The organism is Wolbachia endosymbiont (group B) of Schoenobius gigantella (genome assembly GCF_964031005.1).
Classification (GTDB): domain Bacteria; phylum Pseudomonadota; class Alphaproteobacteria; order Rickettsiales; family Anaplasmataceae; genus Wolbachia; species Wolbachia pipientis.
Window position 1 is genome coordinate 564501 of the sequence record NZ_OZ035002.1, and the last position, 26544, is coordinate 591044.

The window sequence follows — 26544 nt, forward strand, 5'->3', positions numbered from 1 at the left end:
ATTCGCACTGATGCATAGACTCAGATGGCAAAACATCTGGTTTAATAAGTTTTAGAACTCTTTTAGTTTCTTTCTGAAGGAATTCCTCTCCTTTTAAACAATATGACCGAAGACTTTCAGGTCGCACCATTTCAATAATTAGCTGGGTTCCAGCAGAATCAGTACAGAAAACATCAACAATACTTTGTTTTTTAGAGGCAATCTCAGCATCCATGATAGTGCTGAGAAATTCTATTTCTTCTATTTCATCTTTGCCAGCGAAGCCCAATATATCATTGAGAAAGTGAATGAGAATATCTTTATTTTTCTCAGTGCCAAATATTCTCTTGAACGCGAAATTGTTTTTTGGATCGAGAAATTTCGAAAAGGCCATAATTAAATACAATTAGGAGACGAATAATTATACACTATTTTTCGCAAATGTTCAACCTCTGATTACTCCTTATTCTTTGCCCTTCCTGCACGCTTACGTTCATTTGGATCAAGGAATTTCTTGCGTAAACGTATAGATTTTGGAGTTACTTCCACCAATTCATCATCATCTATATACGCTATCATATCCTCCAGTGTCATTATCTTTGGTGGAGTGAGCTTTATAGCTTCATCACTACCTGAAGCTCTTACGTTTGTTAATTGCTTACCCTTTAACACATTTATCTCCAAATCATTGTCACGGCTATGCTGGCCGACAACCATGCCACAATATACCTTATCCTGTGGCTTAATAAACATAATTCCCCTGTCTTGCAAATTGAAAATTGCATATGCCACAGCCTCACCCTTATCTGTAGAAATTAAAACTCCATTGCGCCTTCCAGAAATTGGACCTCTATGTGGAGCATAACTGTGAAATAAACGGTTAATTATGCCTGTGCCACGAGAATCAGTTAAAAACTCTCCTTGATAACCGATTAATCCTCTTGATGGCACTAAAAACGTTAATCTTGTCCTGCCATTACCAGAAGGTCTCATGTCAGTTACTTCACCTTTACGGAAGCTGAGTTTTTCCATGATGATTCCACTATATTCATCATCTACATCAATTACTACTTCCTCTATAGGTTCAAGTTTTTTACCGCCTTCTTCTTTAAATAACACGCGAGGGCGTGATACCGAAAGCTCAAAACCTTCTCTCCTCATATTTTCAATTAACACTCCAAGCTGTAACTCACCACGCCCACCTACTTCAAATGCTTCACCGCTTGGTGCCAAAGTCACAGTAATTGCAACATTTGTTTCTGCTTCCGCATATAAACGATCCTTTATAGCAGTTGAAGTAAGCTTTGTACCTTCTTGCCCAGCAAAAGGTGAATCATTAACGCTCAGAGTAATCGCCATTGTTGGCGGATCAACTGGAGTTGAGCTTACTGCAGTTGTAACTTCTGGTGCTGCTATAGTATCTGAAACCGAAGCTTCCTCAAGTCCTGCAATTGCAATTATGTCTCCCGCCACAGCTTGTTCTACTGGAATGCGTTTCAAGCCAGAAAATGAGAGCAACTTAGTTAATCTTCCTCGTTCAATTACTTTGCCATCGAGGTCAAGCACCTTAAGATCTGAATTGACTTTTGCAATGCCCTGATAAACCTTTCCTGTCAATATTCTGCCAAGAAACTTATCAGACTCAAGTAGAGTGACCAACATAGCAAAAGGTGCATTTTGATTATAAACAGAAGGTTTTATATAATCTATAACCGTTGAAAATAATGGGCTTAAATCTTTTCTTTCATCAGAAAGCTCCTTAGCACACCAGCCATTTCTACCTGAAGCATACAACACTGGAAAATCTAGCTGCTCGTTGGTTGCATCAAGGTTAAAAAATAACTCATATATTTCATTTAATACTTCATCAATTCTGCTATCTGGTCGGTCGACCTTATTGATTATCACAATTGGCTTCAAATTTGCTTTTAGTGCTTTTGAGAGCACAAATTTTGTTTGTGGCATGGGACCTTCTGCAGCGTCAACCAGCAGCAACACACCATCTGCCATGCACAATACCCTTTCCACTTCCCCACCAAAGTCCGCGTGCCCTGGCGTGTCAATAATATTGATCTTTTCATCGCCCCACATTATTGATGTACATTTTGCAAGTATTGTAATTCCGCGTTCACGCTCTTGATCACCACTATCCATCACTCGTTCTTGAACTTCTTGATTCTCGCGGAATGTGCCACTTTGTTTTAACATGTTATCAAGTAAAGTAGTTTTACCGTGGTCAACGTGTGCGATTATTGCTATATTTCGGATCGATTTAAATTCGTTCATTTTCTATCATTTCAAAATTAATTTAGTAATAAGTATACATAAAATACACTTGGAGTAAATAACTAAAGCTGTGTATAAATGCTGTGTTTCCAAGATATTATAGGATTACTTTGTTAAATATTCCCTACTCCCAGGTTTTGTTATGGGTAGTTGTTTTAATTCACTTGGAAGTTCTTCCTCGCTGTAGTTTTTGATGTTCAGTTCAATCAAAGATATGACAGGAAAAGGCAGTTTCGTTTCACTATTTCTCTTTATCAAAGAAGCTTCAGCAACAACTTTACCTCCTTCCCCTTCTGCACATTCCACTGCTTCAAGTGAAGATTTACCTGTGGTTATTACATCTTCAATGAGCAATATTTTCTCACCCTTTTTGATCTTAAATCCACGGCGTAATTCAAACTTACCATTAACGCGCTCGCAAAACATTGTCTTTATTCCAAGCTGCCTGCCAATCTCATAACCCACAATTATTCCACCAATTGCAGGAGATAATATTAAATCTATGGAGCTATTTAATTCTTTTTTTATTTTATCTGCTAATAATGCGCAAACTTTCATGGCTCTGCTTGGATTTTCAAAAATCTTCGCACACTGTATGTATGTGTCACTATGCAGCCCGGATGATAAAACAAAATGCCCATGCAAAATTGCTTCTGCTTCTTTAAATTCTTTTATTATTAGGTTATTTTCGTCTAATATCATTTTTTAAGTTTCACTATTACATTCTTTATTAATTATCTGAGTGATACAAACATCAGACCACACATTTATTGCAGTTTCAAACATATCGATGATTGTATAAATAGGCAAAATCAGTCCCATAATATGCAGAGGAACATTCATCGACATGAGATAACTGGTTGCCATAAAATAGCACCCCATCGGCACTCCAGCGTTACCAATTGCAGCCCCTGTAGCTAAAAAAATCCATATCAACATTTCGCTTAAGGAAAATACGTATCCGTTCATTTCTGCAACAAACATTACAGTGATTAGTATAAATGCAGCACATGCATTCATGTTAATTGTTGTGCATATTGGTAAAATAAAAGACGATAATTTCTTTGGCACCTTTAGCTTGTTCTGCACACATTCTATAGTTGTTGGCAATGTTGCACTGGATGATTTAGAAAAAAACGCAAGTGTGAGTGCTGGCATAACCCCTTTCAGCGTTTGAATTGGTGATATGCCTTTATACCACATAAATAGCGGTAAAATCAGAAATGCCTGCACAAAATTTGCAGACATTATGCAAACAAAATACCATAAAAGATTGTAGAACTCACTACCGCCTTTTAATTCATGCAAAAAACATGTAATAAAAGACCAAACAGCAAGCGGAATAAATTTTAATAACCCTTGAGCAATTTTAAGTAGCGTATCAAAAAGTGCAGAGAATACTTGATATAATATATCCTGCTTTTCTTTTGAAAGTGAAACAATAGCTCCACCCATCAAAAAAGCGATTAATATGCTACCAATCATATTATTTTCAAGAAAAACTTGCACAAAATTAGAAGGAATGAGTGATTTTAAATATGAAAAATAACTGTGGTTATTGCTGTTAATACTCCCTATTGTATTACTTATGAAATTTTTTCTTGCTGGATCTATTAACAAATAAAACGATAATGCAACAAACGCAGCTATAATAGTTGTAAGCAGAGTATAAAATAGTGTTTTCTTAACTAAGACTTTGATTTCAATTGAGTCTTTGAGCCCGGAAATTGTGGAAACTATGGATAAAAAAACCAGAGGTAAGCTTATTAATTTGAGCAAGCTGATAAAGATATCACTAAATAGCTTTGCTATTTCAAATATGATTTCATTGTTTAGGTAGTAAGCAACTATTGCAAGCAGTATAGAAAAAAGTATTGCAAACTTGTGCATTGAAAATAAAACTTCAAAGTAACATTATACAATAATTTTGCTGTTTTGGAATCAGATTGATAGACAAAATAACTTTACAGATTAGGGAAAGATAAGAGGATGTGTTTATTCGGAGACAGTGTAAGATTTCTTAATTTAAATTTAGGTGCACTTAGCCCATTCTGGTGATAACAAATTGGAATAGATAAGATATGATAACTAACTCTTCTGCGAGTATATAGTTTTGCCGGACACAACAGTACGTACTACGTGTCCTTTTACTTTGCGACCATCGAAAGGAGAATTCTTTGATTTACTAGCAAAGTTGTCAGTTTTAATTTCCCATTCATGATTGAGGTCAACTAAAATTAAGTCTGCAGCAAGGTTTTTTTGTATACGACCACGTGGTATGTGTATTATATCTGCAGGCTTATATGTCAATTTTGCAAGCACATCAAGTAGACCCATTTGCCCACTGTGATAGAGTTCAAGTGAAAGGGGCAGCATTGTTTCAAGACCAACAATACCAAATGCAGCATTTTCAAGTGGTAGATCTTTAGAACTACGATCATGCGGAGCGTGATCAGTTGCAATGCAATCAATCACACCTGTCTTTAAACCTTCAACCATAGCTAAACGATCTTCTTCAGTGCGAAGCGGCGGATTCATTTTTGCAATTGCTCCATGTTGTTTTACTATATCTTCAGTCAAAGTGAAGTGATGAGGGGTTACTTCGCACGTAACATTTAATCCCAAATCTTTTGCACGTTTAATAGCATCAAGTGAATCTTTTGAAGAGACATGTAGAATATGGTAGTGCACATTTTCCATATCCTTCATTAGCAGTATATCACGATTTACCATAACCGATTCTGACGCACTCAAGATCCCCTTTACTCCCAATTCTTCAGAAATTTTACCTTCGTTGATTGCGCCACCAGCAGATAAATTTAAATCTTCTGCATGTTGAGCAATAGGAACATTCAGCATACTTGAATAAAGCAGCGCCTGTCTCATAATCATTGGGTTCATAACTGGCATGCCATCATCGGTGAACCCAACCGCACCTGCTTCCTTTAAAAGTGCCATTTCAGTCAGGTGTTCTTCCGAAGTGGTGATTTTAGCGTAAAATTCAACGTTTACATGTGAAGTTTCAAGTGCTCTATATTTCAAATATTTAGCCAAAATAACGCTATCAATTGCTGGAACAGTGTTTGGCTGACAAACTACAGTTGTAACTCCCCCCGCAGCTGCAGATTTGCTGCCTGTATATATAGTTTCTTTATGTTCCTGGCCTGGTTCACGAAAATGTACGTGAATGTCAATAAGGCCTGGCATTAGAACAAGCCCTTTACAGTCTATTGTTTCATCAACTCCACTTGTTGAAAATAATGATTCACCAAAGTCAACAATTTTATCCCCTTCAGTCAATAATGAACCTTTTATATCAAGTTTAGTTTCCGGGTCGATAATACGAGCATTAGTATACGCAATTTTATAGCCTTCCTTTTGCCCTGTTTGCAACAAATCCCAAGTTTGAGTCATTATATTTGAGTATCGATTATAAAATAAATCTAAAGTTTTTTTAATAAAACACAACCAAATTAAAACACAGACTAAGAGCTGTCTTGAATTAAAGTGCTTTCATTACCCTAAAGATTTGGTTCTTATAACCTAGTTAGCTCAGTTTTAACGTTAATGTGTGAAGCTCTGAGTTCTGTTGAAGGATTTTCCAGCTGAATATCTAGCTCATTCTGTATGTTCGATAAACAAATTAAAGCTGAATCAAAAATTTCATCACACTGCTTTGCTTCATGTATATCATCAATTATTTCCTCGAATTCTTCCACATCATCCATTTCTTGCGGCGCACTTTTTAATATCGCTTTTATTTGGTTTAAGTTTTGACGAATTTTCTCCTGATATCCAACAATTCTCTCTTGATATATATCAATCATTTTTTGACATGCGTTGCCTCTAAATGGATGTTCTTTTTTCTCTTTTATGTAAGAACTTTGAAAGTCTTTACAGTTAAGGATTGCTTCTCTATGTTTTTTTATGTCATTAATTGCGCTGATTATCGACTTATCTATTTTCTTTAAATTTTCTTCCCGTTCTTCTCTTTTAATTATACTTTTGGATTCATTTTTTATCTGGTTCATTTTGTCATACAGGTTTCTGCATCCTTTGTAAGATGCCATTGGTTGTAACATTCCTTCTTTTACACCTTTATTGTAAAAATTCTTCAACTCATCACTTGATAGTATTGTTATAGCATCTTCCCTTTTACCTTGTGATTTAGGATACTTTTTATTCAATAAACTAACATGATTTAACAAGAAATCTCTAACTAGCCCTTCTTTTTTTACTTCGGATAATCTTTCTAGTGTTTCTATATATTTCAGAGTTTCCGCAAAGAGCTGTCCACCAGAGGGAGCAAATCCTTGAAGTGATTTACTCTGTGCTTTACAAAAATCGGTTTGTAAAAAATCTTCAGCTTGTTTTTTTATTACTGAAAGTTCATTAAAGGCTTTTTCTGGATTGATTTTTCTCAAAATACTAATAGCTTTTCTAATCGCTTTTTCTCTCTTTTTATTATCTTGCTTTTCATTTAATATGAGATGTTCAGTTTTGGTAAAAGCATTACCTTGATCACTCTTTGCAATGTTACAAACGATGTTTTTTACAACTTCTTCGGTTGCTGCATAATCTATTTCTTTTGCAAAGCAGTCAACAAATGATTGCCAAACTTTTTTATTAACAAGTTTACTTGTCTTATTTTCAAAATCTTCTATATCTTTGAATCCTAAAATAGTATAGAGATTTTTTTCGATTATTGGTTCGGCATGTTGTTTTGCCACTTTACCTTTTATATTGAATGGAAATTTACTAATCTTAGTTGTACCCACAATATTACCTCAATATTAACGCTATCTATAAAAGTATAAAGATTTAATATTTAATTTTTAATTAATACTAGCACAGCTAACTACGGGAGCATTATGCTAGCATCAATTAACACTTTAACTTCTAACTTGTCATCAGTAATATTGTTTATATAAAAACTATAATTTTTTATGCCTGAACTTGGGAATATATTGCTATTGCTAGCCTGCTTATTGTCTTTGACATATTTGTTTTTACCGCTTAGTTCTTGTCGGTTTATTACCACTGCCATATTTTTTTGTGTATCAGCGTCAATGGCTATTTTGATCTACTGCCACATTACAAATGATTTTTCACTTGAAAACGTATACTACCACTCACACACAACAAAACCTTTGATCTACAAGATTTGTGGTGTTTGGGGAAACAAAGAAGGGTCCATGTTGCTTTGGACCTTAGTGCTTGTCATGTATTTATTACTAATGGATATTTATATACCTTCTGTCATCCCAGTTTCCCCCTCTGTCATCCCAGTCTCTTCTTCTGTCATCCCAGTGTCTGGGCACTGGGATCCAGACAATTTAATTGCAAATGAGTACATCAAATGGCAGTGTAATAAAAACTGGATTCCAGTGTCAAGCACTGGAATGACACCAGAACGAACTAATGGTAGTAAATTAAAAAAAATATCTCTTATCACTCATGGGCTGATTTGCTTTTGTTTTTTGCTGTTCACTTTAATTGAATCCAGCCCCTTCACTAAAATGCCAGGCATTGAAACAGATGGATTAGGTTTTAATCCGATATTGCAGGATATAGGCCTTGCTATTCATCCACCGATATTATATTTGGGGTACCTTGGATTTAGCGTTCCTTTTTCGCTCTCTATAGCTGGATTAATTTTAAATACTGAAGGAAATGTTTGGGCTAAAATTGTCAGGCCTTGGGTACTTATTTCTTGGTCGCTGCTCACTTTGGGCATCAGCTTGGGTAGCTGGTGGGCATATCGCGAACTTGGGTGGGGTGGATTTTGGTTTTGGGATCCAGTGGAAAACGTTTCTTTGATGCCGTGGCTAATTGCAGTAGCGCTGACACATTTGTTGCTCGTGGTACGGAATTTCAATGTTTTAAGGAACTTTGCTATTTTACTTACGCTTACAACTTTTATATTGAGTGTGACTGGAACATTTCTAGTCCGCTCAGGAATACTTACCTCAGTGCACACGTTTGCAGATGACCCAAGATATGGACTATATATATTAGCTCTACTTGGTGTAATTACAGTCAGTAGCTTAGTAATATTTGTAGTATTTACGAGAAAAAATCACACGCCTGCGATGTCATTCCAATGCTTGACACTGGAATCCAGAAAGAAACTTGCTACTCAAGTGACAGAGGGTAGAAGATTCTTTTCACGCTTTACGATGATACTGATGAACAATTTATTATTCATCACTGCCTTTTTCATCGTGTTCGTTGGCACTTTATACCCTACAGTGCTTGAGTATTTAACCGGTGAATTAATTTCAGTTGGAGCACCATATTACAATTCTTTATTTAACTCTATTGCACTAGCTATTCTAGTGCTCACCATGATCGGGCAATACTGCAGTTGGCAGGGAAATAGTCTATTGCCAATATTCCGTGAATATAGATTTTCATTCTGCAGTGCTGCAGCTATTTTGCCGTTTATCTTTCACATGGAGCTAATAATTGTGCTATCAATTACTATCTCCATAGCATTATTAATCTTTGTTTTAGAAGCATACAGTAAAAGAATTCGTTTATTTAAGGTAGCATTTGGTGAATCAATTTTATTAGCAAGAAGAGTTTCTAAGTCCTACTATGCAATGATGCTTGCTCATGCTGGAGTGGCAATTCTAGTGCTTGGTATAGCTTATTCAGTTGGTTGGCAGGAGAAAAAAGAAAATTACTTAAAAATAGGGGATAGCATAACAGTCAATAAATTTAAAGTTACTTTACGCAATATTGAGCTAATAAAAGAAAAAAATTTCCATGCAGTGAGGGGTACAATGGATATCAGGAATTTGCTGAATAATAAGATATTAGGTGAAGTAACTCCTGAATATAGATTTTACCTTGCGGAAGGTCAGAAAAATGTTGAAAGCAGTATCTACCACAATTTGCTTTCTGATATTTATGTTGTAATTGGAGAGATTGATAAGAGTAAGAGCAAAATCGCAGCCAAAGTGCACTATAAACCTGGAATGTCTATAATCTGGCTTGGATCCTTTCTTATCGCTTTTGGTTCGCTCCTTGCTGCTTTTCCTTTTAGTGGACGAGCAAGGATTGTCTAGCTGTCGTGGATTTATTAACAACGCTCCTAGGTCCAGAGTGCAACGTATGAGAAATTACCGAGCTATAGATACTGATTTGCAAAGGTTAGAACCAAAGAAAGTTATATTTTTTTATTGACAGACCTATATATTACGATATTCACTAAGGGATTAGTGAGTAATGGTTATACAATATGAATGGTGGGGTATCAGGCAAGGAAAAAGTTATACGCACTCCTTTCGATTTTAAGGAGCCTTACAGCGATTGGCGTCAAATTTTTAAACGTCCTAATCAACAGTATAACCCTTCCAACTATGATTCGTCGAGCGAAATAAATGAACACGATATAGAAACTCAAAAGATTGAAGAAGGTGATGGCCATGATTCAGGTATTAGTTCCGATGATGAGGATGACCGGACAACTTATACAGCAGTACAATTAACTAATGATTCTCTTGATAGCCAAAGATATACAGGAATATGCATTCCAACACCAACTGATGGTTGGGTAGGTGAAAATAATCATCAGACTGGTTTATCAGGTGATTTGCCAGACGTGAGTAATAATCCACAAATTTTTGAAAGTACTGATTCAGTACAGCTAGATAATATTGTTTTTAGCAATCTAATTCAGCTTTCCTTGATTAGTCAAGAGCATAATTCTACCTGCAATGATCATGTAATTTGTGATTCAGGTCACAATTCTGACGATGAGGATCAGATTCCAGAGGACTTTCCTTCAAGGAAACGAGTACGATCGATTGAAATTGATCAGTTTGAACCGTTGTACAAGAAGAGGAAAATAGAAGCACAAAATAATCAAAAATATACAGAAAATGTATGTAATCCAACAAATGGTGGTTTGTTAGGTGAAAGTGATAATCCACAAACTTTTGAAAGCGATCCTTTACAGCATGGTAGTAATGGTTTAGGTTATAACTTCAATGGTTATAGTCAAGCAACTTATAGTAAATTAAGTGCTTCAGATCAAGAAGAGGGTCAAGGCTATTCTTTAGGTGGTTCTTGTGAAAATAAAGAAAATTTGACAAAGGGCGCTGGTGGTAGTAATCAGACTTTTGAAGGTGAACAGAAAAGCTCAGAATTTCCGAAAGTTGACAATTGGTCAGATAGTGATGGGAACTCAGAAGATAGTTCGGACTCAAAAAAGGGTTCGTACTATAGTTCAGGTAATCTTGATTCAATGGAGTTAACAGATGATTTGGATTCAGAAAATGATCGGGACCTAGAAGATGATAATCCTTTTCTAAAAGACTCACTTTTTATGAAACTAAAAATGTCGTTAACTCAAAGTAAACAGGATCTGATTGATAAATGCTGTGGGGAGGTGAGAGGTATAACAGAACAAAATGAACAAAAAGATATAAAAAATACTCCAGAAAGTATTAAGTGCATAGTAGCTAAATACTTAGAAAAAGAAGTAATGTTAAATTTAAAATGTAGTTGTTGTAACAAAACTGTAACAAATACAGTATTTGAAGAAATAAAAGATCTTACTAGTGGTAGTCATATAAGTAACAGAAGTAACACTTTTGTATTTGATAACTTTCCCTATCAAAGTAAAGATAAAAACTGTAACAAAGAAAGTAAAGGTCAAAACTGTAACAAAGAAAGTAAAGGTCAAAACTGTAACAAAGAAAGTGAAGATCAAAACTGTAATAAAGAAAGTGAAGATCAAAACTGTAACAAAAAAAATGAAGTGTCCGAAGAGGACATTATCAAAAGCATTGTTAGTAATTTATTGTTAGAAGGTGGGAAAGTAAAACGCCATAATTTTTTCGATGGGAATGAGTTTGAGCAGATAGTTACTTGTAATGGATTTGATGATGGTCTTTCTGAGAAATGTAAGGAAATTGAAAGCAAGCTAAAAGGTTTAGCATATGAAAGTATTGTAAACAAAAGCAAGCAGACTCAAAATGTATTAGGAGTAGACAAGGATAATAGATATTTTTGTATAGAGTACTCGCAAGATAGTATTGTTGAAGTTGCAGAAATCCTAAACAATGAAAAAGCCAAAGACTTAAATTTAAGAGTTGGCATACTCAAAATTGGAGAAAGTATAGTAAGAGTTGAAAATGTAGAAGAAATAGGGGGAAAAAGAAATTACATGGATGTCTCAAAAGGTGGTATTGAAATGTCTTTTACTACTGAGGTAGGAGAGATAAGTATTTATCTAAGTCCTAGTGAGAAAGGCAGCAATAAAATAAAAGTGGAGATTGATGGGGAAAACAGAGCAAGGCTTAATGAGTTAAAAAATAGGGGAAAAAGTTTAGGGGAAAACTGTCTTTTAGGAGGAAAAAGTGTTGAGGAAGCTATAGAGCATGAAAGTTTTGAAAGATATGGCAGTGTACCTAACACTGCTATGAAGGAACCTAGCTTAGGTTGCGTTGCTAACATAGCAAGGGGGGGATAAGCTTGCAGAGATAAAATGATGGGCCAAATTGGCAGTATTTCGCTTTTGTAATGTACTTCAAAATGGTAGTATGCAAGCTAGATAGAACTTAATTGACAGACAAGAATTAACTGATGGAAAAATTGACATAATCAAACAATCACAGAATAAACTAGTGAATTTTTTGAAAAGTATATAAAATTCAAGTTTAAGTAAATAGCATGGCACTTAGACTCATTCCAGACAACCTCGATATCAAGTTTAGTAAATATAGGGATTTGACTGCATTAATTAGCATTATTCTTATCATCTTTTCAATATTCACTGTTGTGCTGCGTGGAGTGAACTTAGGCATAGACTTTGCAGGCGGAATTTTGATAGAGATAAAATCTTCAGATGAGAATCACTCTATTCTCGATGCATTAAAAGAAAATGGTTTTACAGTGCAGAGTTCAAAAGCGGGTGATAATTTAGTCATGCGTTTTAAAGATGAAGGAGATGAAGATAAAATCAAAAAGATAAAAAGCATACTAGAAGAAAAGCTGGGGAGCTCAATAAGCTATCGTAAAATAGACTATGTTGGCCCACAAATAAGCTCAACACAAATATTTGAAGGAATGTTATCCATGTTGATCGCGATTGTTGGAATATTTTTTTACGTTTGGTTTAGATTTAATTGGCAATGTGGATTCAGTGGAATAACAGCACTGATTCATGACGTGATTTTAACTGTTGGTTTTATTAGCCTAACTGGCATTGAGTTTAATATTTCATCAGTTGCAGCTCTCCTTACTGTCATTGGTTATTCAATCAATAACTCAGTAATTATATATGATCGGATTCGAGAGTATCGCAGGAGTGGTAAAAGTGGGCGGATGAGTGAGGTAGTAGATGCAAGTATCAACGCTACATTATTTCGCACTATATTAACTTCTGGTACAACCCTTCTTGCTGCTCTTCCTTTGGTATTAATCTGCACAGATGCAGTGAGAGACTTCAGCTTGATCATTTTTTTTGGTATTTTGATTGGCACTTGTTCTGCAATATTTATTTCTGCTCCTATATTGACCTACAGAGCTTTGATAAGTAGATTGTAGAAGTGTTTAGTCGCGGTATAATATCAACTTATTATCTCTTATAGTGAAATGAAAATACCTTAAAAAGCTCATTCCAAGTAGTGAATGAGACATAGAATGAGTGTTAACGCTTGCCTGTACATCATTAATCAAAAAATTTCCTATTTTAACTTGAGGTATTTGAACCACTCCAGCTTTTATTTGACCTTTCGCAGTTTCATATATTTTAAAATCCTGAACATTTTGTAAGTTAATACCAACATGTAATGCGTCTTTTTGTGATAGAACAATATCGGTTGCTCCAGTATCAAGCAAAAACGTTATATTGCGATCATTGACTTGAGCCTGAATATAAAAGTGTCCATCATATGACTTCGTAAATTCAATACTTCCACTATTCTGACCGCTATTTTGAATTCTTCCTTTATATGGTAAAAAAGTACTGAGAAATCTGTCGCTTAGTTTGTCCCTTTGTGAATCAATAAGCATTGCAGTAGTGGCTATTATTAGCAACCAAATAACTAGATTTTTCACCGCGTTCATATTGTTAAAATTTGAAGCTATTAAAATAAATTTTAAAGATCAGCGTTAAAAGTTATTATTAAAAATAAGTAAATTTCATTGTTTTAGTACAATATTTAGTATACACTTTAAGAAGATATGTTTGATTTAATTTCATGTCAGAAGCAAAAAGTTTAATTTTGGCAGCTATCCTTTCCATGTTAATCATGGTGTCTTGGCGTATTATTTATGATAATTTTTTTAGTACAAACCAAAACCAGCCATTGATTGAAAATATTGAACATATCGAATCTTTTAACGACCTTGCTCCTATAATATACCAAAATCGTTCTGAAATTATTAATTCTACTCGAGAACAGAGGGTTAGTTTAACCAATAACATGATTAAAGGATCAATTTCTCTGAAAGGTGCAAGGTTTGATGACTTAATTTTAACTAATTACCACTTAGAACCGAGTTCTTCTTCTCCACAAGTGGTGTTACTGTCACCTGCAGAATCAAAAGATGTATATTTTGCAGAATTTGGGTGGCTCGATCCGAGTAACAAGATTAAAGTTCCAGATTCTAAAGCAGTCTGGCGAGCAGATAAACTTAATCAAAAAGAGGTCAATTTATCTTGGGACAATGAGAATGGCATTTTATTTAGAATGAAAATTAACCTCGACGATAATTACATGTTTAAAGTTGAGCAAGTTGTTGAAAATAATACAAAGGATAATGTAGTTTTGGTTCCTTATGGTAAAATTAACCGTAAACGTGACAATATCAACGAATCTTATTGGATATCCCATGAAGGAGTACTGGGTGCATTTGATAATAAACTAGAGGAGTGGACATATAAGGATATTTCCAAAAAACATTTAATAAAAGCAAGCACGAGTGAAAAAAATTGGTTTGGTTTTGCTGATAAATACTGGCTCACAGCCATCATACCTGAAAAATCTGATAAAATAAATGTAAGCATTAAACACACAAACGTTAATAATACTGATAAATTCCAAGTAGATTTTGTCAAACCTTACAAGAGCATACTTCCTGGTGCAAGCGTTTCTAATGTGAATTATTTTTTTGCTGGAGCAAAAAAGTTGAATTTACTGGATTCTTATAAGGACACTCTCAATATACCCCTGTTTGATAAAGCTGTAGATTTTGGTGTTCTTTACTTTATAACTAAACCAGTGTTTTTACTGCTTGAATATTTTAACTTCGTTTTAAAAAATTTTGGCTTAGCAATATTATTGCTGACTTTAGTAATCAAACTTTTGATGCTTTCCTTATTTAATAGATCATATATTTCGATGTTTAAGGTAAAAAGCCTGCAGCCTGAATTAACTCGTATAAAAGAGTTGTATAAAAATGACAGCTTAAAGCAGCATAAAGAGACAATTGCATTGTTTAAGAGAAACAACGTAAATCCAATGTCGAGCATTTTTCCCATGCTAATACAAATACCGGTATTTTTTGCTCTATATAAAGTATTATTTGTTACTATAGAGATGAGGCATGCTCCTTTTTTTTTATGGATTAAGGATCTTTCAGCTCCTGACCCAACGAACATCTTTACATTATTTGGGTTGTTTAATTATAACTTTCCTATTTCTATAGGCATTTTACCTATAATTTTCGGTGCCACCATGATAATTCAGCAGAAGCTAAGTGAGAAAGATCAAACCAGTAAAGATGATATTCAAGTAAATGTTATGAAGTTTTTACCTTACATTTCTGTCTTTATTTTTTCTTCTTTTCCTGCCGGCCTGGTAATATATTGGATATTTAGTAATATTATAACTCTAATTCAACAGTCATTAATAAAGTTGTTTTTAACAAAAAAAGTGGTAGTAAATGTCGAGAATACTAATAGTTAATTCGATTTATTATACTGAAATAGCGAACCTTTTGCTTGAAGGTGCAATTGATAAATTAAAAGGCAGTAATGCCAGTTACGATGTAGTTGAGGTTCCTGGTACATTTGAGATACCAGCTACAATTCTTTTTGCAGTCAAGAGTGGGCATACTAATTATGATGGTTATTTAGCTCTTGGGTGCGTAATTCGCGGTGAAACCGATCATTATCAATATGTTTGTAAAGGAGTAATTGAAGGCTTAAATGAGGTTGTTATGCATTATGCAATACCCCTTGGTATGGGTGTAATTACCGCTGACAGCAAAGATAAAGCACTAGTTAGAGCTGATAAAAACAAAAAGAACGTTGGTGGCCATGCAGCCTCAACTGTTTTGCGTATGATAGATTTACACAATAAATTAAAATAATGGAGGAAAAACCAGTAGATAAAAAGTGGCGCATAAAAAGAAGCACGGCAAGATTTCTTGCTGTACAAATTGCTTATTCAAATATTTTCGTAGGTTACAACAAAAGCACTTTTAAACTGGAAAGTTGTGAGCTTAAGGACTACATAAATAAGTTGAAAGATATATTTGAATGTGAAGAATTTGAACATCAGTTCTTAGAAAACTTGTTATATAAGGTTATAAAAAGCAGTGAAGAATATGATAAAATAATAGAGTCTTATTTACACCCAAGTTGGTCCCTTTCACGGTTAAATCTTATAAGCTTATCTATTTTGCGTGTTGCAATATGTGAGTTAGCTAATTGTGATACGCCAGTTCCAGTTGTCATTAATGAATATACTAACATTGCATCTGATTTACTTGATAAACCAAGCGAAATTGGTTTTATTAATGGGTTATTGGATAAGGCAAAAGATGCAGTTAAATTAAATAAAAATCCTTAGCAATTATAGCCAGCAAGCACAAGGTGTCATCCGAGTAGCTGCTGTATGAACATTGTCTACCAGATCCCAGTGCTTGACACTGGAATGGCTTTGTTGCATAGCAACTGAAAAAATCTGGTGGCTACTGACAAAATTCATTATAAAATAGCCATTTAACCTTGAAAGAAAAAATATGCCACAAAAAATGAGGGTCAGTAACCATAGCGAATATAACAAATTTCTAGAAAAAAGAGGAAATATTTTTCATTATATCAACGAAGCCATAGAAAAGTGGTACGAGAATGGTCCAAAAATACCAGGTGGCAACAATATTTATAGCGATAAAGTTGTAATTTTGGTGCACATAATAACTTGTTTATTTAGAATAGGCCTGAGGCAAACAGTTGGGTTTATAGCAGGATACCTTGAGCAAATTGGGAAAAATTTGCAAGTTATCAGCTATTCACAATCATCAAGAAGGTTTAAGAAACTCAATATTAAGATCAATGATTGCAGAAAATAATATGGAAGATATCGAAATTGCTATAGACAGTACAGGAATTAGTATATACAACAACACTCCTGGTCATAGCAAAGAAAATAGCGAAGATAGAAAGTATCGCAGCTATGAACAGACAAGAAAATTGCATGTAATGTTGAATACAAACAGCAAAAAAGCCATAGCTGTAAAATACAGTAACGGCTGATCACTATGGAGCTTGTGATTTGCTAAAAGAAGTCGATTTTCAGTATGTCATAAAAGTACTATATGCAGATAGGGCATGTGATAGGCACAAGTTTTATAAGTTGTGTAACGAATATGATATAAAGACAAAAATTCCACCAATAAACAATGCGGCAGAACATCCAGAAATAGATTATATGTCTGACAGGAATGCTGCTATTAGGTTAATAAAATTATACGGTGAAGATGGCATGAAAGAATGGAAAAAAGAAGTAAATTATGGGAAAAGATCTTATATTGAAGGGTTTTTCTCAAGATTAAAGCAAATATTCGGATTTAGTTTTAGGAATAAATCTGAGATAAATCGAGAAAAAGAACTGCTAATCAAATGCTATTTGCTTAATAAATTCACTGATATTGGTATGGCTAAATTTGAGATAGTTACATGAATTTACCATAAATCACCATCTCATAAAGTGTGATGCAACAAAGCCATCCCAGTGTCAGCTACTTGGATGACAAGAAAGGGAGCACTGGAATGACATTATCTGTTGTGCAATTTACCTTCAAAAATGAATGTTTGTACAGTTATGTGTCAAGCACTGGGATGACAAGAAAGGGAACACTGGAATTTTTGTTTCAGCATTAGCCATGCATCTAAACAGATACGTTGCCTTGAGAATCGCAACATCCATGCAGTTATGCGCGTAACACTAAAAATCAAAAAAAACAAAGAGGCAGACTTAATCTACCTCTTTTATTTCACTTGGCTATACTGTCTGTTGTTGAGAAGTAACTTGTTCAACAATAAGTGAGCCTAAATAAGTGTTAACCCCTTTAGCACCATCTTTGTCTAAACCTAATGTTTTATTCCACTTTGTTTCATTTACTGCCTCGAACTTACCTTCATCGTTTTTCTCTTTTAGTGAACCTATCTCGAAGAGTAAAGTATTGCCTAGCGTATTGGTAAGCTGATTAATATCAACAATAATACGGTAGTTCTTGCCTTCTAAGCTGAAGGCTATATAATGTTTACCCTTTTCTACCTTACCTTCTTCATCTTTAACTTGGTTATTCCTTGCCATTTCCTTAAATGTGTCTTTTGTTACTAGCAATGCTGTTTCTTTACCGTTTTTTCTATCGTTATTAACAACAATCTTCGGAGCTCTCAACTCAGATATTTCATTGTTTTTGCTGATAGCGTACATTGCTGAACTAACCAGTGCAACAGCAACAATTGCTAATATACCGATTCCAAGTGGTGTAGCTGCAAAAGCTGCAAGTGGAGCAAGCGTGCAAGTTGAAGACACCCAATATGGTGCTGAAAGTGCTACTGCTGCGCCTATGACATACAAAGAAGTAAGTGCAACAAGTGCAGTATTTGTTTTGTGGAATTGACCACAGTGATTTTTGAAAGTTAGCATAAACGACCTCAAATATTAATATGCTTAAATAAAAAAACTGTCATAGTCAAGCTTTTTCGTAAGCTACCTGCCGCTTGAGCCAAAGCCCCCTGCATTGCGACCGGTTTCTTCTGCGCAGAATTCTTCTCTGTCATCCCAAATTACCTGAGATACAGGAGAAATAAGGATTTGTGCGATTCTATCTCCTCTTTTTATTTCGTATGGCTGATTACTTAGATTAATTAGACAAATTTTAACTTCACCTCGATAATCAGAGTCTATAGTGCCCGGAGAATTTAAGACAGTGATTCCATGTTTTGCAGCAAGACCAGAACGTGGGCGGATTTGCCCCTCAAAACCGTTTGGTATTGCAATCACAATTCCAGTTGGAACAAGTAATCTTTCAAGTGGATTTAAAACAGCAGAATCATTCAATACAGCATAAAGATCCATGCCAGCACTCTGCGTAGTTGCATAACATGGAAGAGACAAGTCTTCTCCGTGTGATAATCTTTTTATTTCTACTTTAATTTTACTTCTTTGCACTCCAATTTACCATCTATGAAGACTCAATTATAGCATGTAAATTGTATCTGCAAAAGTGATAAATGTAAATGATGTCATTCCAGCGCGTGACGCTAGGCCATAAAATTCCTTGACAAGTTCAGTGCTCCTTTTTTTGTCATCCCAGTGCCTCTATGATGTCATTCCAGTCTGGAATCTAGTCCTTATTATGCAGCCACTTGGTTGAAATTAAGTCTTCTGGATCCCAGTGTCTGGGCACTGGGATGACATCATAAGGGCGCTGGGATGACACCCTGACAACCGTCATCCCGCTACTTGTTAGCGGGATCTAGAGATACCGCGAATGAATCGCGGTATGACGTAGATTGTTGTCATTCCAGTGTCAGCTACTTGAATGACACCCTCTTGGTATTCGTGTAGTTGCAAGCAGTATAGCTATAAATCACTCACAATCGATATGCTTGAATTACTCTCAGTAAATAAATCAAGCATAATGTTAGATATTCTACCATCAACTATGTGAACAACTCCAGCACATTCCTCCGCCATTTTAACGTATGCCATAAGCCTTTCAATAAATTTTTCCCCTTTAATTTTCCCACAATCAATCGATGCATTTAAATTTTTAACAGATATCTTCCTGCCACCAATTTTATCTATTTCTTCATCTGTGTCACTCAAGATTATCATTTTAGATGCAGAAACTGCGATTGCGATTGCGCTTGCAGTGCTATCGGCATCAATATGATATGTTTCCCCATCTTTTCCATGACCAATTGGTGCAATAACTGGTATAAAATCTGATTCTTCAATAAAAAATAATATATCAGGATTGATTTCAGTGGGTCTACCGATGAACCCCATGTCTAATATCTTTTCGATATTATTTGATCTATCTTCTCTAAGCGTAGCGGTTATTTTTTCGGCTTTAATTAAGTTACCATCTTTTCCACATAATCCAATAGCTGAACCACCAGCAGAATTTATATACTGAACAATTTTTTTATTAACTGAACCACACAGTGCCATTTCAATGATTTTCATAGTGTCTTTGTCTGTAAGTCTGATACCATTCACAAACTTACTGTTCATATCCAGCATTTTTAACACTGAGTTAATTTCATATTCTCCGTCATGAATTATTACCGGATTTATACCAAGCTGTTTCAACAAGACAACATTATGCACAAAAGTATTAAATAGTGTTTCATCTAAGATTATTGTACCACCGCATTTAATGACAAAAGTCTCGCCTACAAAGCTAGGTATGTTAGATAGCACTTCAAGTAATATTTCTGCTTTTTGTTCAAATGATACCTCACCCTTTAAAAATTCACTACTCTTCATTTTTTTATCTTGTAAACTTGAAAAACTCATCTCTTACCTTGGTTATTTTATGCTTAACACGGATGCTCATTTGATGAATTGACACATTCTCATTATTAATCCATTTTTGAATATCTTCTATAACAGCACCTAAGCTTTTTTGACTTACTTTATCTATTTTTGTTAGCACAATGTTAAAGTTAATGTTATTATATATTAACCAATAAATGAAGTCTTTGTCTATTTCTTTTAATCCTACCTTGCTATCTATCAACACAAACACTCTTCTTAGATTTTCTCTTTGAATTAGATAATACTCAATTAAGTTTAAATATTGTATAATTTCCTCCTTGCCTGCATGAGAGTAGCCATACCCTGGTAGATCAACAAGTCTGAACTTATCATCGTACATAGAGTAAAAATTTATTTGTCTAGTGCATCCAGGTTTAGAGGAAACTCTGGCAGCTTTTTTGCTGTTTATCAGTAAGTTGATCAGACTGGATTTTCCTACATTTGATCTACCAGCAAACGCAATCTCTGGAGCCGACTCATTTGGTAATGATTTTATATCCGAAGCTCCAAATATGAAATTGCAGTTTGATGTTATCTGTTTTGCCATTATATTCAACTAGAAGGTAGTAGGTATATTATAGTGTTATTGCTTGATATAAGAAATTTTTTATTTCAGTATATATTACTTAGCTAGATCTGTGCTATATGGATATGGAAAATAATTTACAAGACTTAAAGAAAAAATTTAATGATATAGAGAGGAATTTGGAAAATCCTACCAATTTAAGTCAAAAAGAATTCATTACCCTTTCAAAGGAATACTCTGAGCTCAGGCCAATAATCAAGATAATTGATGAATATAACACGCTGAAAGAGGAAATTTCAGACTTAGAAGAAATAATGAAAGATGAAAACAGCGAAGGTGATATAAAAGAGTTAGCAAAAGAAGAATTTTTCGAAAAGCACAAGGTATTATTACCAAAAATAAAAGCAAAATTAAAGTTAGCATTATTGCCCAAAGATGAAGATGACTCAAGAAATGCAATATTAGAAATTAGAGCAGGTACAGGCGGAGAAGAAGCAGCATTATTTGCAGCAATGTTATTTCGTATGTATCAAAAATATGCAGAAAGAAGAAATTGGAAGTTCGAGCCAATAAGCATTTCTAATACAGGTATAGGTGGATATAAGGAAGCTTCTGCACTCATTAATGGAACAGAAGTTTTTGCAAGGTTGAAATTTGAATCAGGAGTGCACAGAGTACAGAGAGTGCCAGAAACTGAATCTTCAGGAAGGTTGCATACCTCTGCCGCTACTGTTGCGATATTACCTGAAGTAGAAGAAGTTGACTTTAAAATAGAAGAAAAAGACTTACGAATAGATGTTTATAGATCCAGTGGTCCTGGAGGGCAATCAGTGAATACAACTGACAGCGCAGTAAGGGTCACCCACTTGCCAACAGGGATAGTTGTGATACAGCAAGATGAAAAATCGCAGCATAAAAATAAAGCTAAAGCGCTCAAAGTATTGAGGGCAAGGCTATACGAAATTGAAAGACAAAAAAAAGAAATGGAAAGGTCAACAATGAGGAAAAGTCAGATTGGCTCTGGTGATCGTTCCGAGCGCATAAGAACATATAATTTCCCACAATCAAGAATAACAGACCACAGAATTAATCTAACTTCACATCGGCTAGAGCAGATTATAAAAGAAGGCGAACTAGATGAATTTATTGAGGCATTAATCTCACGTAATGAAGCAGAAAGATTGGCAGGGGAAAGTTAGCAGCCTACAATGGAATATCTTTATTAATTACATAGGATCTTTTAAACGCAATAGATAGACAGTAAAAACAAGTTCTAGTACTATCGCGGATAAAACAAGAACAGCTACACTAATTGTTTGACCATTGTAAATGTAGCTTGTTAAGCCGATAAAAATAGCCATGATAAAAGCTCTAATGAACGAGACTGCAGAAGAAGCTGTGCCTTTAATTTCAGGGAAAACATTTATTGATGCATTAAAAATCACTGGCTGGAAAATTGCACAACCGATAGAAAAAATAATCATAGACAGTGTTACTAAGTAGAAAGAGTGGGGTACAATTATACTGAATATTACAAGCAATAGAGACCCAATAGCACCCACGCTCGTACCAGAAATTACACACTTTATTGCTCCAAGTTTCTGCAAGATTTTGCCAGCAAATAGACTGATGAGTGAGAAGCACCCAACTATTGCACCTTGATGTAGTGCATAAATAGTGCTAGATAAACCAAAAGTCTTCATATACAGAAAAGGTCCACAAGTAATGAATGACATATACGCAGCAGAAAAGAGGCTTGACATCAAAGACAACGTAACAAACCTCGGATTAGATAGTAGTTTTCTGTAATCTTTCATCGTTTTTTTCAAACTGAAAATATCGCGGTTCTTTTTTGTTTCTGGTAACGCTAAAAGCAGCAAAACCCAAGAGATCAAACAAAGTATTGCAACAGTTGCATAATTACCACGCCATCCTACAATTTCATTGATGAAACTGCCTAACACTGGCGCAATTGCCATGACAACTGTAAGAACAGAATTCATGATTCCAATAAATTTCACCGCTTCGTCGCCTTTGTAGCTGTCTGCAACGATTGCAAACACAACTACAGATGTGCTAACACCAATGCCCTGAACAAAGCGAGAGATTAAAAGCCAAAAAATCGACGGTGCAAAAACACAACCAACAGCGCCGATTAATAACAAAGTGTTACCTATGATCATAATTCTCCTTCTGCCATAGCATTCAGACAATGGACCAAAAAACAACCCTCCTATGCAAAAGCCTAGGAAATTATAAGCAATAGTTAATTGAATTATGCCTTCCGGTACGTTAAAATAGTGCACCATATCAGGAAAACTAGGTACGGAAATGTCAATTTCAATGAACTTGGCAATGAGAGACAGGATTAACAGAAATGGTAGTAACATTTGAGATTTTTAATTAATGAATAAAAATATCACATTTAAAGCGTTGAAAGAAAACATTTTTTACTGTTATTAAAATGGTTAGAAACACCTCATGTGAAGGAATGGTGGATAAATTGGACACTAGGGTTAATTAAAGAAAAATATGACAACTATGTTAAAGCTCTTACTCTCTGTCCTAACTTTACTTATTTCCTCTTACTTTTTCAACAGTCCGTCTAAATTACTACAAGCAGTTTAATTTTTAGTAAATATGTCATTATTCAAAAATATGCAAGAAGCTTTACAGAAACTTAACATAATTTTATCATACAAATGTCATTCTTAAGTCCTATGTAAAAACAAATTTTGGCACTAATTTAATTAACTATGAGCTGGATAAATTAGAAAATAAATTTTGTTTACTTTTACAACACCTTAAGATCTAATGTCACTTTATCAATCAAAAATATTACAATAGGCTAGTATGTTCCTTACTCTTTTTCTCAAAATATTACCTATTTATATTACAATATTTATTGGTTACTTAGCAGGAAAATATCTTAAAATTGATAGAAACACTATATCTCAAATACTTTTTTATATAGCTAATCCAATAGTGATTTTATATGGAGTCTCTCATACAGAAGTTAACTTAAAAGTAATTTCTCTGCCGATTTTGATATGGTTTATAGGTAGCACTATGTCCTTATCAGTGTATTATCTTTCTTCTTTTTTATTTAAGGATAACACAAGAAACATATTAGCATTTAGCTCGGGCAGCACAAGTATGGGTTATTTTGGCCTGCCGATTGCCATGGCTTTATTTGATGAAGATTCAGTATCTGTATATGTTGTTTGTTATATAGGAATGGCGCTATTTGAAAACAGCTTAGGATTTTACATAGCTGCAAATGGTATTTATACCGCAAAAGAATGCATATTAAAGTTGTTCAAACTTCCTTCGCTTTATGCGATGGTTCTGGGCTTCTTTTTAAGTATATACGATATACAAATACCTACTTTTTTAACAGATGTTATGATGAATATTAGAAGTACATTTGTCACATTAGGAATGGTGCTACTTGGAGTGAGCATTGCGAATATTGCAAGCTTTAAAATAGATTGGAAGCTTGCTTTGATCACTATTACAGCAAAGTACGTATTCTGGCCACTGTTTGTTTTAGGAATTGTCCTTTTAGACAAGCATGTTATAGGTATATACGATGAGAGCATATATAAAGCACTGATGTTGCTGGCTATTATTCCAGTTTCTGGGTCCAGTATAATACTTGCTAATATTTTGAATTATCAACCAGATAAAGCTACTCTGTTGCTTCTAATCAGTACTGCAGTGGGACTGTTTTATGTTCCACTAATAATATCATTATTTTTTACTAAACTTGTTCCTTTTTGATCAAAAAATTAAGCGCTTGCACAACCATTATTTGGGTAACAACACAAGACATTGATAAAACTTGAATTTATAGCTAAAGCAACTTCTACAATTTGGTAACCCGTCATCCCGCTACTAGTTAGCGCCGCGGCGGTAAATTGACCTTACCCAGAAAAAGTAGAGAGAAAGTTAAGACGTTTTTGGAGTAAAATAAAACGTTTTTTCAAAATATGACAAATAGAAGAGAATATACAGCAGAATTCAAATTAGAAGCTGTTAAGCTGGTTAAAGAAACAGGTCAAGCAAGTACAAAAATAGCAAAAGATCTAGGTATAGATGGCAGTATGTTAAGTAAGAAAATATAATGGAAAAATGTCTGTAGCATACGCATTTCCAGGCAAAGGCTCCTTATGACAAAGAAAGATTTGATCTAAAAAAAGAGCTAATAAGAGAAAGAGACATCTTAAAAAAAGCCCTGGGCAAAGAAAAAGAGTAAAGTATTCTTTTATATAGAAATTGCTATAAAACACAGGAACTATGTAGGGTTTTGTACTGGTGGTATGGGTTGCTAAGGAAAAAAGCAGTAAAGAATTAGCAAAAGAAGGGCTTCTAGCAGATATTCAAAAAATACATCAAGCTTCTAAATGCAGATATGGAGCCCCTAAAATTCACGCTGAATTAAAAGCTTTAGGCAAAAATTAAAACAGTACAAAGTGTTATGCAAGAAAATGGCATTAAAGCCAAGTTTAGACGAAGGTTCAAAAATAAAAAACAGCAAATAAGCAACCGAGTTGTGGCTCCGAACACATTGGATCAAAATTTTACTACTGATCAGCCAAATAAAGTTTGGGATTACCTACATAAAAACTAAAGAAGGTTGTTGGCGGCAATAATTGACCTATATTCACGCATGGTGGTTAATGAGTAACATGATAATTAGTTATAGATTCTTTATTGATGGCCGTTGATAAACGCAAACCCGATAAAAATCTGCTGTTACATAGCGATCAAGGGTCACAGTATACCTCTCAAAATTACCAATTTCTATTGAATACAAAAAACATCATTTCCAGCATGAGCCATAAGGGCTGTTGTTACGATAACTCTGTTGCAGAAAAGTTCACTTAGAGGTTGTCCGGAAACAAGTAAAAGGCTATAATATCTGAAATTTTAGTACGGGGTAAAGATGAGAAAAAAGTATCCAACAGATCTAAGCGAAAGGGAATGGGCAAGAATAGAAAAACACTTCAGAGTATCATACAAGAAAGGAGGAAGGCCGCCAAAGTATAGCAAAAGAGAAATATTAGAAGCAATTTTCTATGTATTGCGTACAGGGTGTCAATGGCGGTATTTACCAAATGATTTTCCGCTATGGAAGACTGTGTATGAGCAGTTCAGGCAATGGAAGAAGCAGGGAATTTTTGAGAAAATGAATTATGAAATTACAAAATATAGTAGAAGAAAAATAGGAAGGAATGAGCAGCCGAGTGCCTGTATAGTAGATAGTCAATCTGTAAAGACTACAGAAAAGGGGGGATCAAAGGCTATGATGGAAGTAAAAAAGTAAAGGGTAGAAAAAGGCATATAATTACAGACACTCAGGGTTTTATACTAGGTTGTTACGTAGGCGCTGCTAACGAAAATGATAGAGATGGTATTAAAATAGCATTAAACAATATGAGAACAAAATATACTAAAGTTAAAAAAATGTGGGCTGACATGGGATACCAAGGAAGAAATTTAAAGAATCACATAAAGGAAGAATATGACATAGATATTGAAATTGTTAAAAGGCCTCCATGTAGATTTTGGGTGCACAAAGATACGCCACCTGAGCTACTACCAACAAGAGAACAAGGGTTTAAAGTACAGCCAAGAAGATGGGTTGTAGAAAGGACTTTTGCTTGGGTTAATAGGAATAGAAGGCTATCGAAGGAGTATGATTTACTCACAACATCCACTGAGAATTTCATATACCTAGCTATGAGTAGGGTTATGTTAAAGAGGGAATATGCTTGAATTTACTAGTTTCCGGACAACCTCTTAAAAGGGAGCTGCTTATTGATACTTCTCGCTCAACAAACCAGAACTACCATATTTGAATACATAGAAATCTTTTATAACAAATAACGTAGACATTCTACTATTAACTATTGCATTCCTGCACAATTTATTCTCATGATAAAA

20 protein-coding genes and 5 pseudogenes are annotated in these 26544 nt (G+C 34.6%); 13 read left to right on the forward strand and 12 right to left on the reverse strand.

Annotated features, from left to right (window positions below; genetic code table 11):
* Positions 1-127: 127 nt before the first annotated feature.
* From ACQH2O_RS02730 to ACQH2O_RS02755, 6 genes and pseudogenes are all read right to left on the reverse strand, one after another.
* Positions 128-373, reverse strand: a pseudogene (locus ACQH2O_RS02730) (PD-(D/E)XK nuclease family transposase); the annotation flags it as partial.
* Positions 374-435: 62 nt separating this feature from the next.
* Positions 436-2265, reverse strand: coding sequence for a translational GTPase TypA (gene typA, locus ACQH2O_RS02735; RefSeq protein ID WP_010962447.1), 1830 nt, complete (start codon positions 2263-2265; stop codon positions 436-438).
* A 105-nt stretch (positions 2266-2370) separates the two neighbouring features.
* Positions 2371-2967, reverse strand: a complete 597-nt coding sequence (gene pyrE, locus ACQH2O_RS02740; protein WP_006279657.1) for an orotate phosphoribosyltransferase — start codon at positions 2965-2967, stop codon at positions 2371-2373.
* 3 nt (positions 2968-2970) lie between these two features.
* Positions 2971-4155, reverse strand: coding sequence for a dicarboxylate/amino acid:cation symporter (locus ACQH2O_RS02745; protein ID WP_010082165.1), 1185 nt, complete (start codon positions 4153-4155; stop codon positions 2971-2973).
* A gap of 198 nt (positions 4156-4353) precedes the next feature.
* Positions 4354-5679, reverse strand: a complete 1326-nt coding sequence (locus tag ACQH2O_RS02750; protein WP_022626228.1) for a dihydroorotase — start codon at positions 5677-5679, stop codon at positions 4354-4356.
* A gap of 122 nt (positions 5680-5801) precedes the next feature.
* A complete protein-coding gene (locus ACQH2O_RS02755) occupies positions 5802-7043 on the reverse strand; it encodes a hypothetical protein (protein ID WP_095742638.1) in 1242 nt (413 codons plus the stop codon).
* 168 nt (positions 7044-7211) lie between these two features.
* Between ACQH2O_RS02755 and ACQH2O_RS02760 the strand changes: the two genes are divergently transcribed.
* The 3 genes from ACQH2O_RS02760 (at position 7212) to secF (ending at position 12825) form a co-directional block, all read left to right on the forward strand.
* Positions 7212-9338, forward strand: a complete 2127-nt coding sequence (locus tag ACQH2O_RS02760; protein WP_425385278.1) for a heme lyase CcmF/NrfE family subunit — start codon at positions 7212-7214, stop codon at positions 9336-9338.
* Positions 9339-9511: 173 nt separating this feature from the next.
* Positions 9512-11749 carry a hypothetical protein gene (locus ACQH2O_RS02765; RefSeq protein WP_425385279.1) on the forward strand — a complete coding sequence of 746 codons (2238 nt, stop codon included), beginning with the start codon at positions 9512-9514 and terminating at the stop codon, positions 11747-11749.
* 200 nt (positions 11750-11949) lie between these two features.
* A complete protein-coding gene (gene secF / locus ACQH2O_RS02770) occupies positions 11950-12825 on the forward strand; it encodes a protein translocase subunit SecF (protein WP_010082185.1) in 876 nt (291 codons plus the stop codon).
* A 6-nt stretch (positions 12826-12831) separates the two neighbouring features.
* Here the strand turns inward: secF and ACQH2O_RS02775 are convergent, their stop codons facing one another.
* Positions 12832-13347: a TIGR02281 family clan AA aspartic protease gene (locus ACQH2O_RS02775; protein ID WP_006279648.1), complete on the reverse strand. Its 516-nt coding sequence runs from the start codon at positions 13345-13347 to the stop codon at positions 12832-12834.
* Between the two features lie 134 nt (positions 13348-13481).
* Here ACQH2O_RS02775 and yidC point away from each other — a divergent pair, with 134 nt between their 5' ends.
* The 5 genes and pseudogenes from yidC (at position 13482) to ACQH2O_RS02800 (ending at position 17392) form a co-directional block, all read left to right on the forward strand.
* Positions 13482-15191: a membrane protein insertase YidC gene (gene yidC, locus ACQH2O_RS02780; protein WP_095742636.1), complete on the forward strand. Its 1710-nt coding sequence runs from the start codon at positions 13482-13484 to the stop codon at positions 15189-15191.
* Positions 15169-15597 carry a 6,7-dimethyl-8-ribityllumazine synthase gene (locus tag ACQH2O_RS02785; RefSeq protein WP_006279647.1) on the forward strand — a complete coding sequence of 143 codons (429 nt, stop codon included), beginning with the start codon at positions 15169-15171 and terminating at the stop codon, positions 15595-15597. The genes yidC and ACQH2O_RS02785 overlap by 23 nt, the downstream gene beginning before the upstream one ends.
* Positions 15597-16079, forward strand: a complete 483-nt coding sequence (nusB, locus tag ACQH2O_RS02790) for a transcription antitermination factor NusB (protein WP_425385280.1) — start codon at positions 15597-15599, stop codon at positions 16077-16079. The genes ACQH2O_RS02785 and nusB overlap by 1 nt, the downstream gene beginning before the upstream one ends.
* 172 nt (positions 16080-16251) lie before the next feature.
* Positions 16252-17192: pseudogene (locus ACQH2O_RS02795) on the forward strand (IS5 family transposase).
* A gap of 32 nt (positions 17193-17224) precedes the next feature.
* On the forward strand, positions 17225-17392 hold the full coding sequence (locus ACQH2O_RS02800) for a hypothetical protein (protein ID WP_167471207.1): 168 nt from the start codon (positions 17225-17227) through the stop codon (positions 17390-17392).
* A gap of 121 nt (positions 17393-17513) precedes the next feature.
* On the opposite strand, the gene ACQH2O_RS02805 is transcribed toward ACQH2O_RS02800, so the two are convergent.
* From ACQH2O_RS02805 to yihA, 4 genes are all read right to left on the reverse strand, one after another.
* Positions 17514-18167, reverse strand: a complete 654-nt coding sequence (locus tag ACQH2O_RS02805; protein ID WP_425385281.1) for a hypothetical protein — start codon at positions 18165-18167, stop codon at positions 17514-17516.
* Between the two features lie 63 nt (positions 18168-18230).
* A complete protein-coding gene (gene dut / locus ACQH2O_RS02810; protein WP_425385282.1) occupies positions 18231-18692 on the reverse strand; it encodes a dUTP diphosphatase in 462 nt (153 codons plus the stop codon).
* A gap of 414 nt (positions 18693-19106) precedes the next feature.
* Positions 19107-20018 carry an acetylglutamate kinase gene (argB, locus tag ACQH2O_RS02815; RefSeq protein ID WP_010962459.1) on the reverse strand — a complete coding sequence of 304 codons (912 nt, stop codon included), beginning with the start codon at positions 20016-20018 and terminating at the stop codon, positions 19107-19109.
* Between the two features lie 4 nt (positions 20019-20022).
* Complete coding sequence (gene yihA, locus ACQH2O_RS02820; protein ID WP_010962460.1) at positions 20023-20616, reverse strand: ribosome biogenesis GTP-binding protein YihA/YsxC; 594 nt, start codon at positions 20614-20616, stop codon at positions 20023-20025.
* A 98-nt stretch (positions 20617-20714) separates the two neighbouring features.
* On the opposite strand from yihA, the gene prfA reads away from it, so the two are divergent.
* Positions 20715-21794, forward strand: a complete 1080-nt coding sequence (gene prfA / locus ACQH2O_RS02825; protein ID WP_007548640.1) for a peptide chain release factor 1 — start codon at positions 20715-20717, stop codon at positions 21792-21794.
* A gap of 27 nt (positions 21795-21821) precedes the next feature.
* Here the strand turns inward: prfA and ACQH2O_RS02830 are convergent, their stop codons facing one another.
* Positions 21822-22985: a multidrug effflux MFS transporter gene (locus tag ACQH2O_RS02830; protein ID WP_010962461.1), complete on the reverse strand. Its 1164-nt coding sequence runs from the start codon at positions 22983-22985 to the stop codon at positions 21822-21824.
* 16 nt (positions 22986-23001) lie between these two features.
* Between ACQH2O_RS02830 and ACQH2O_RS02835 the strand changes: the two are divergent.
* The 4 genes and pseudogenes from ACQH2O_RS02835 to ACQH2O_RS02850 form a co-directional block, all read left to right on the forward strand.
* Positions 23002-23144 (forward strand): annotated as a pseudogene (locus tag ACQH2O_RS02835) (N-acetyltransferase); the annotation flags it as partial.
* A gap of 304 nt (positions 23145-23448) precedes the next feature.
* Positions 23449-24378, forward strand: a complete 930-nt coding sequence (locus ACQH2O_RS02840; RefSeq protein WP_006279391.1) for an AEC family transporter — start codon at positions 23449-23451, stop codon at positions 24376-24378.
* A 209-nt stretch (positions 24379-24587) separates the two neighbouring features.
* Positions 24588-25479 (forward strand): annotated as a pseudogene (locus ACQH2O_RS02845) (IS3 family transposase); the annotation flags it as partial.
* A 64-nt stretch (positions 25480-25543) separates the two neighbouring features.
* Positions 25544-26376 (forward strand): annotated as a pseudogene (locus ACQH2O_RS02850) (IS5 family transposase).
* The last annotated feature ends 168 nt before the right edge of the window (positions 26377-26544 follow it).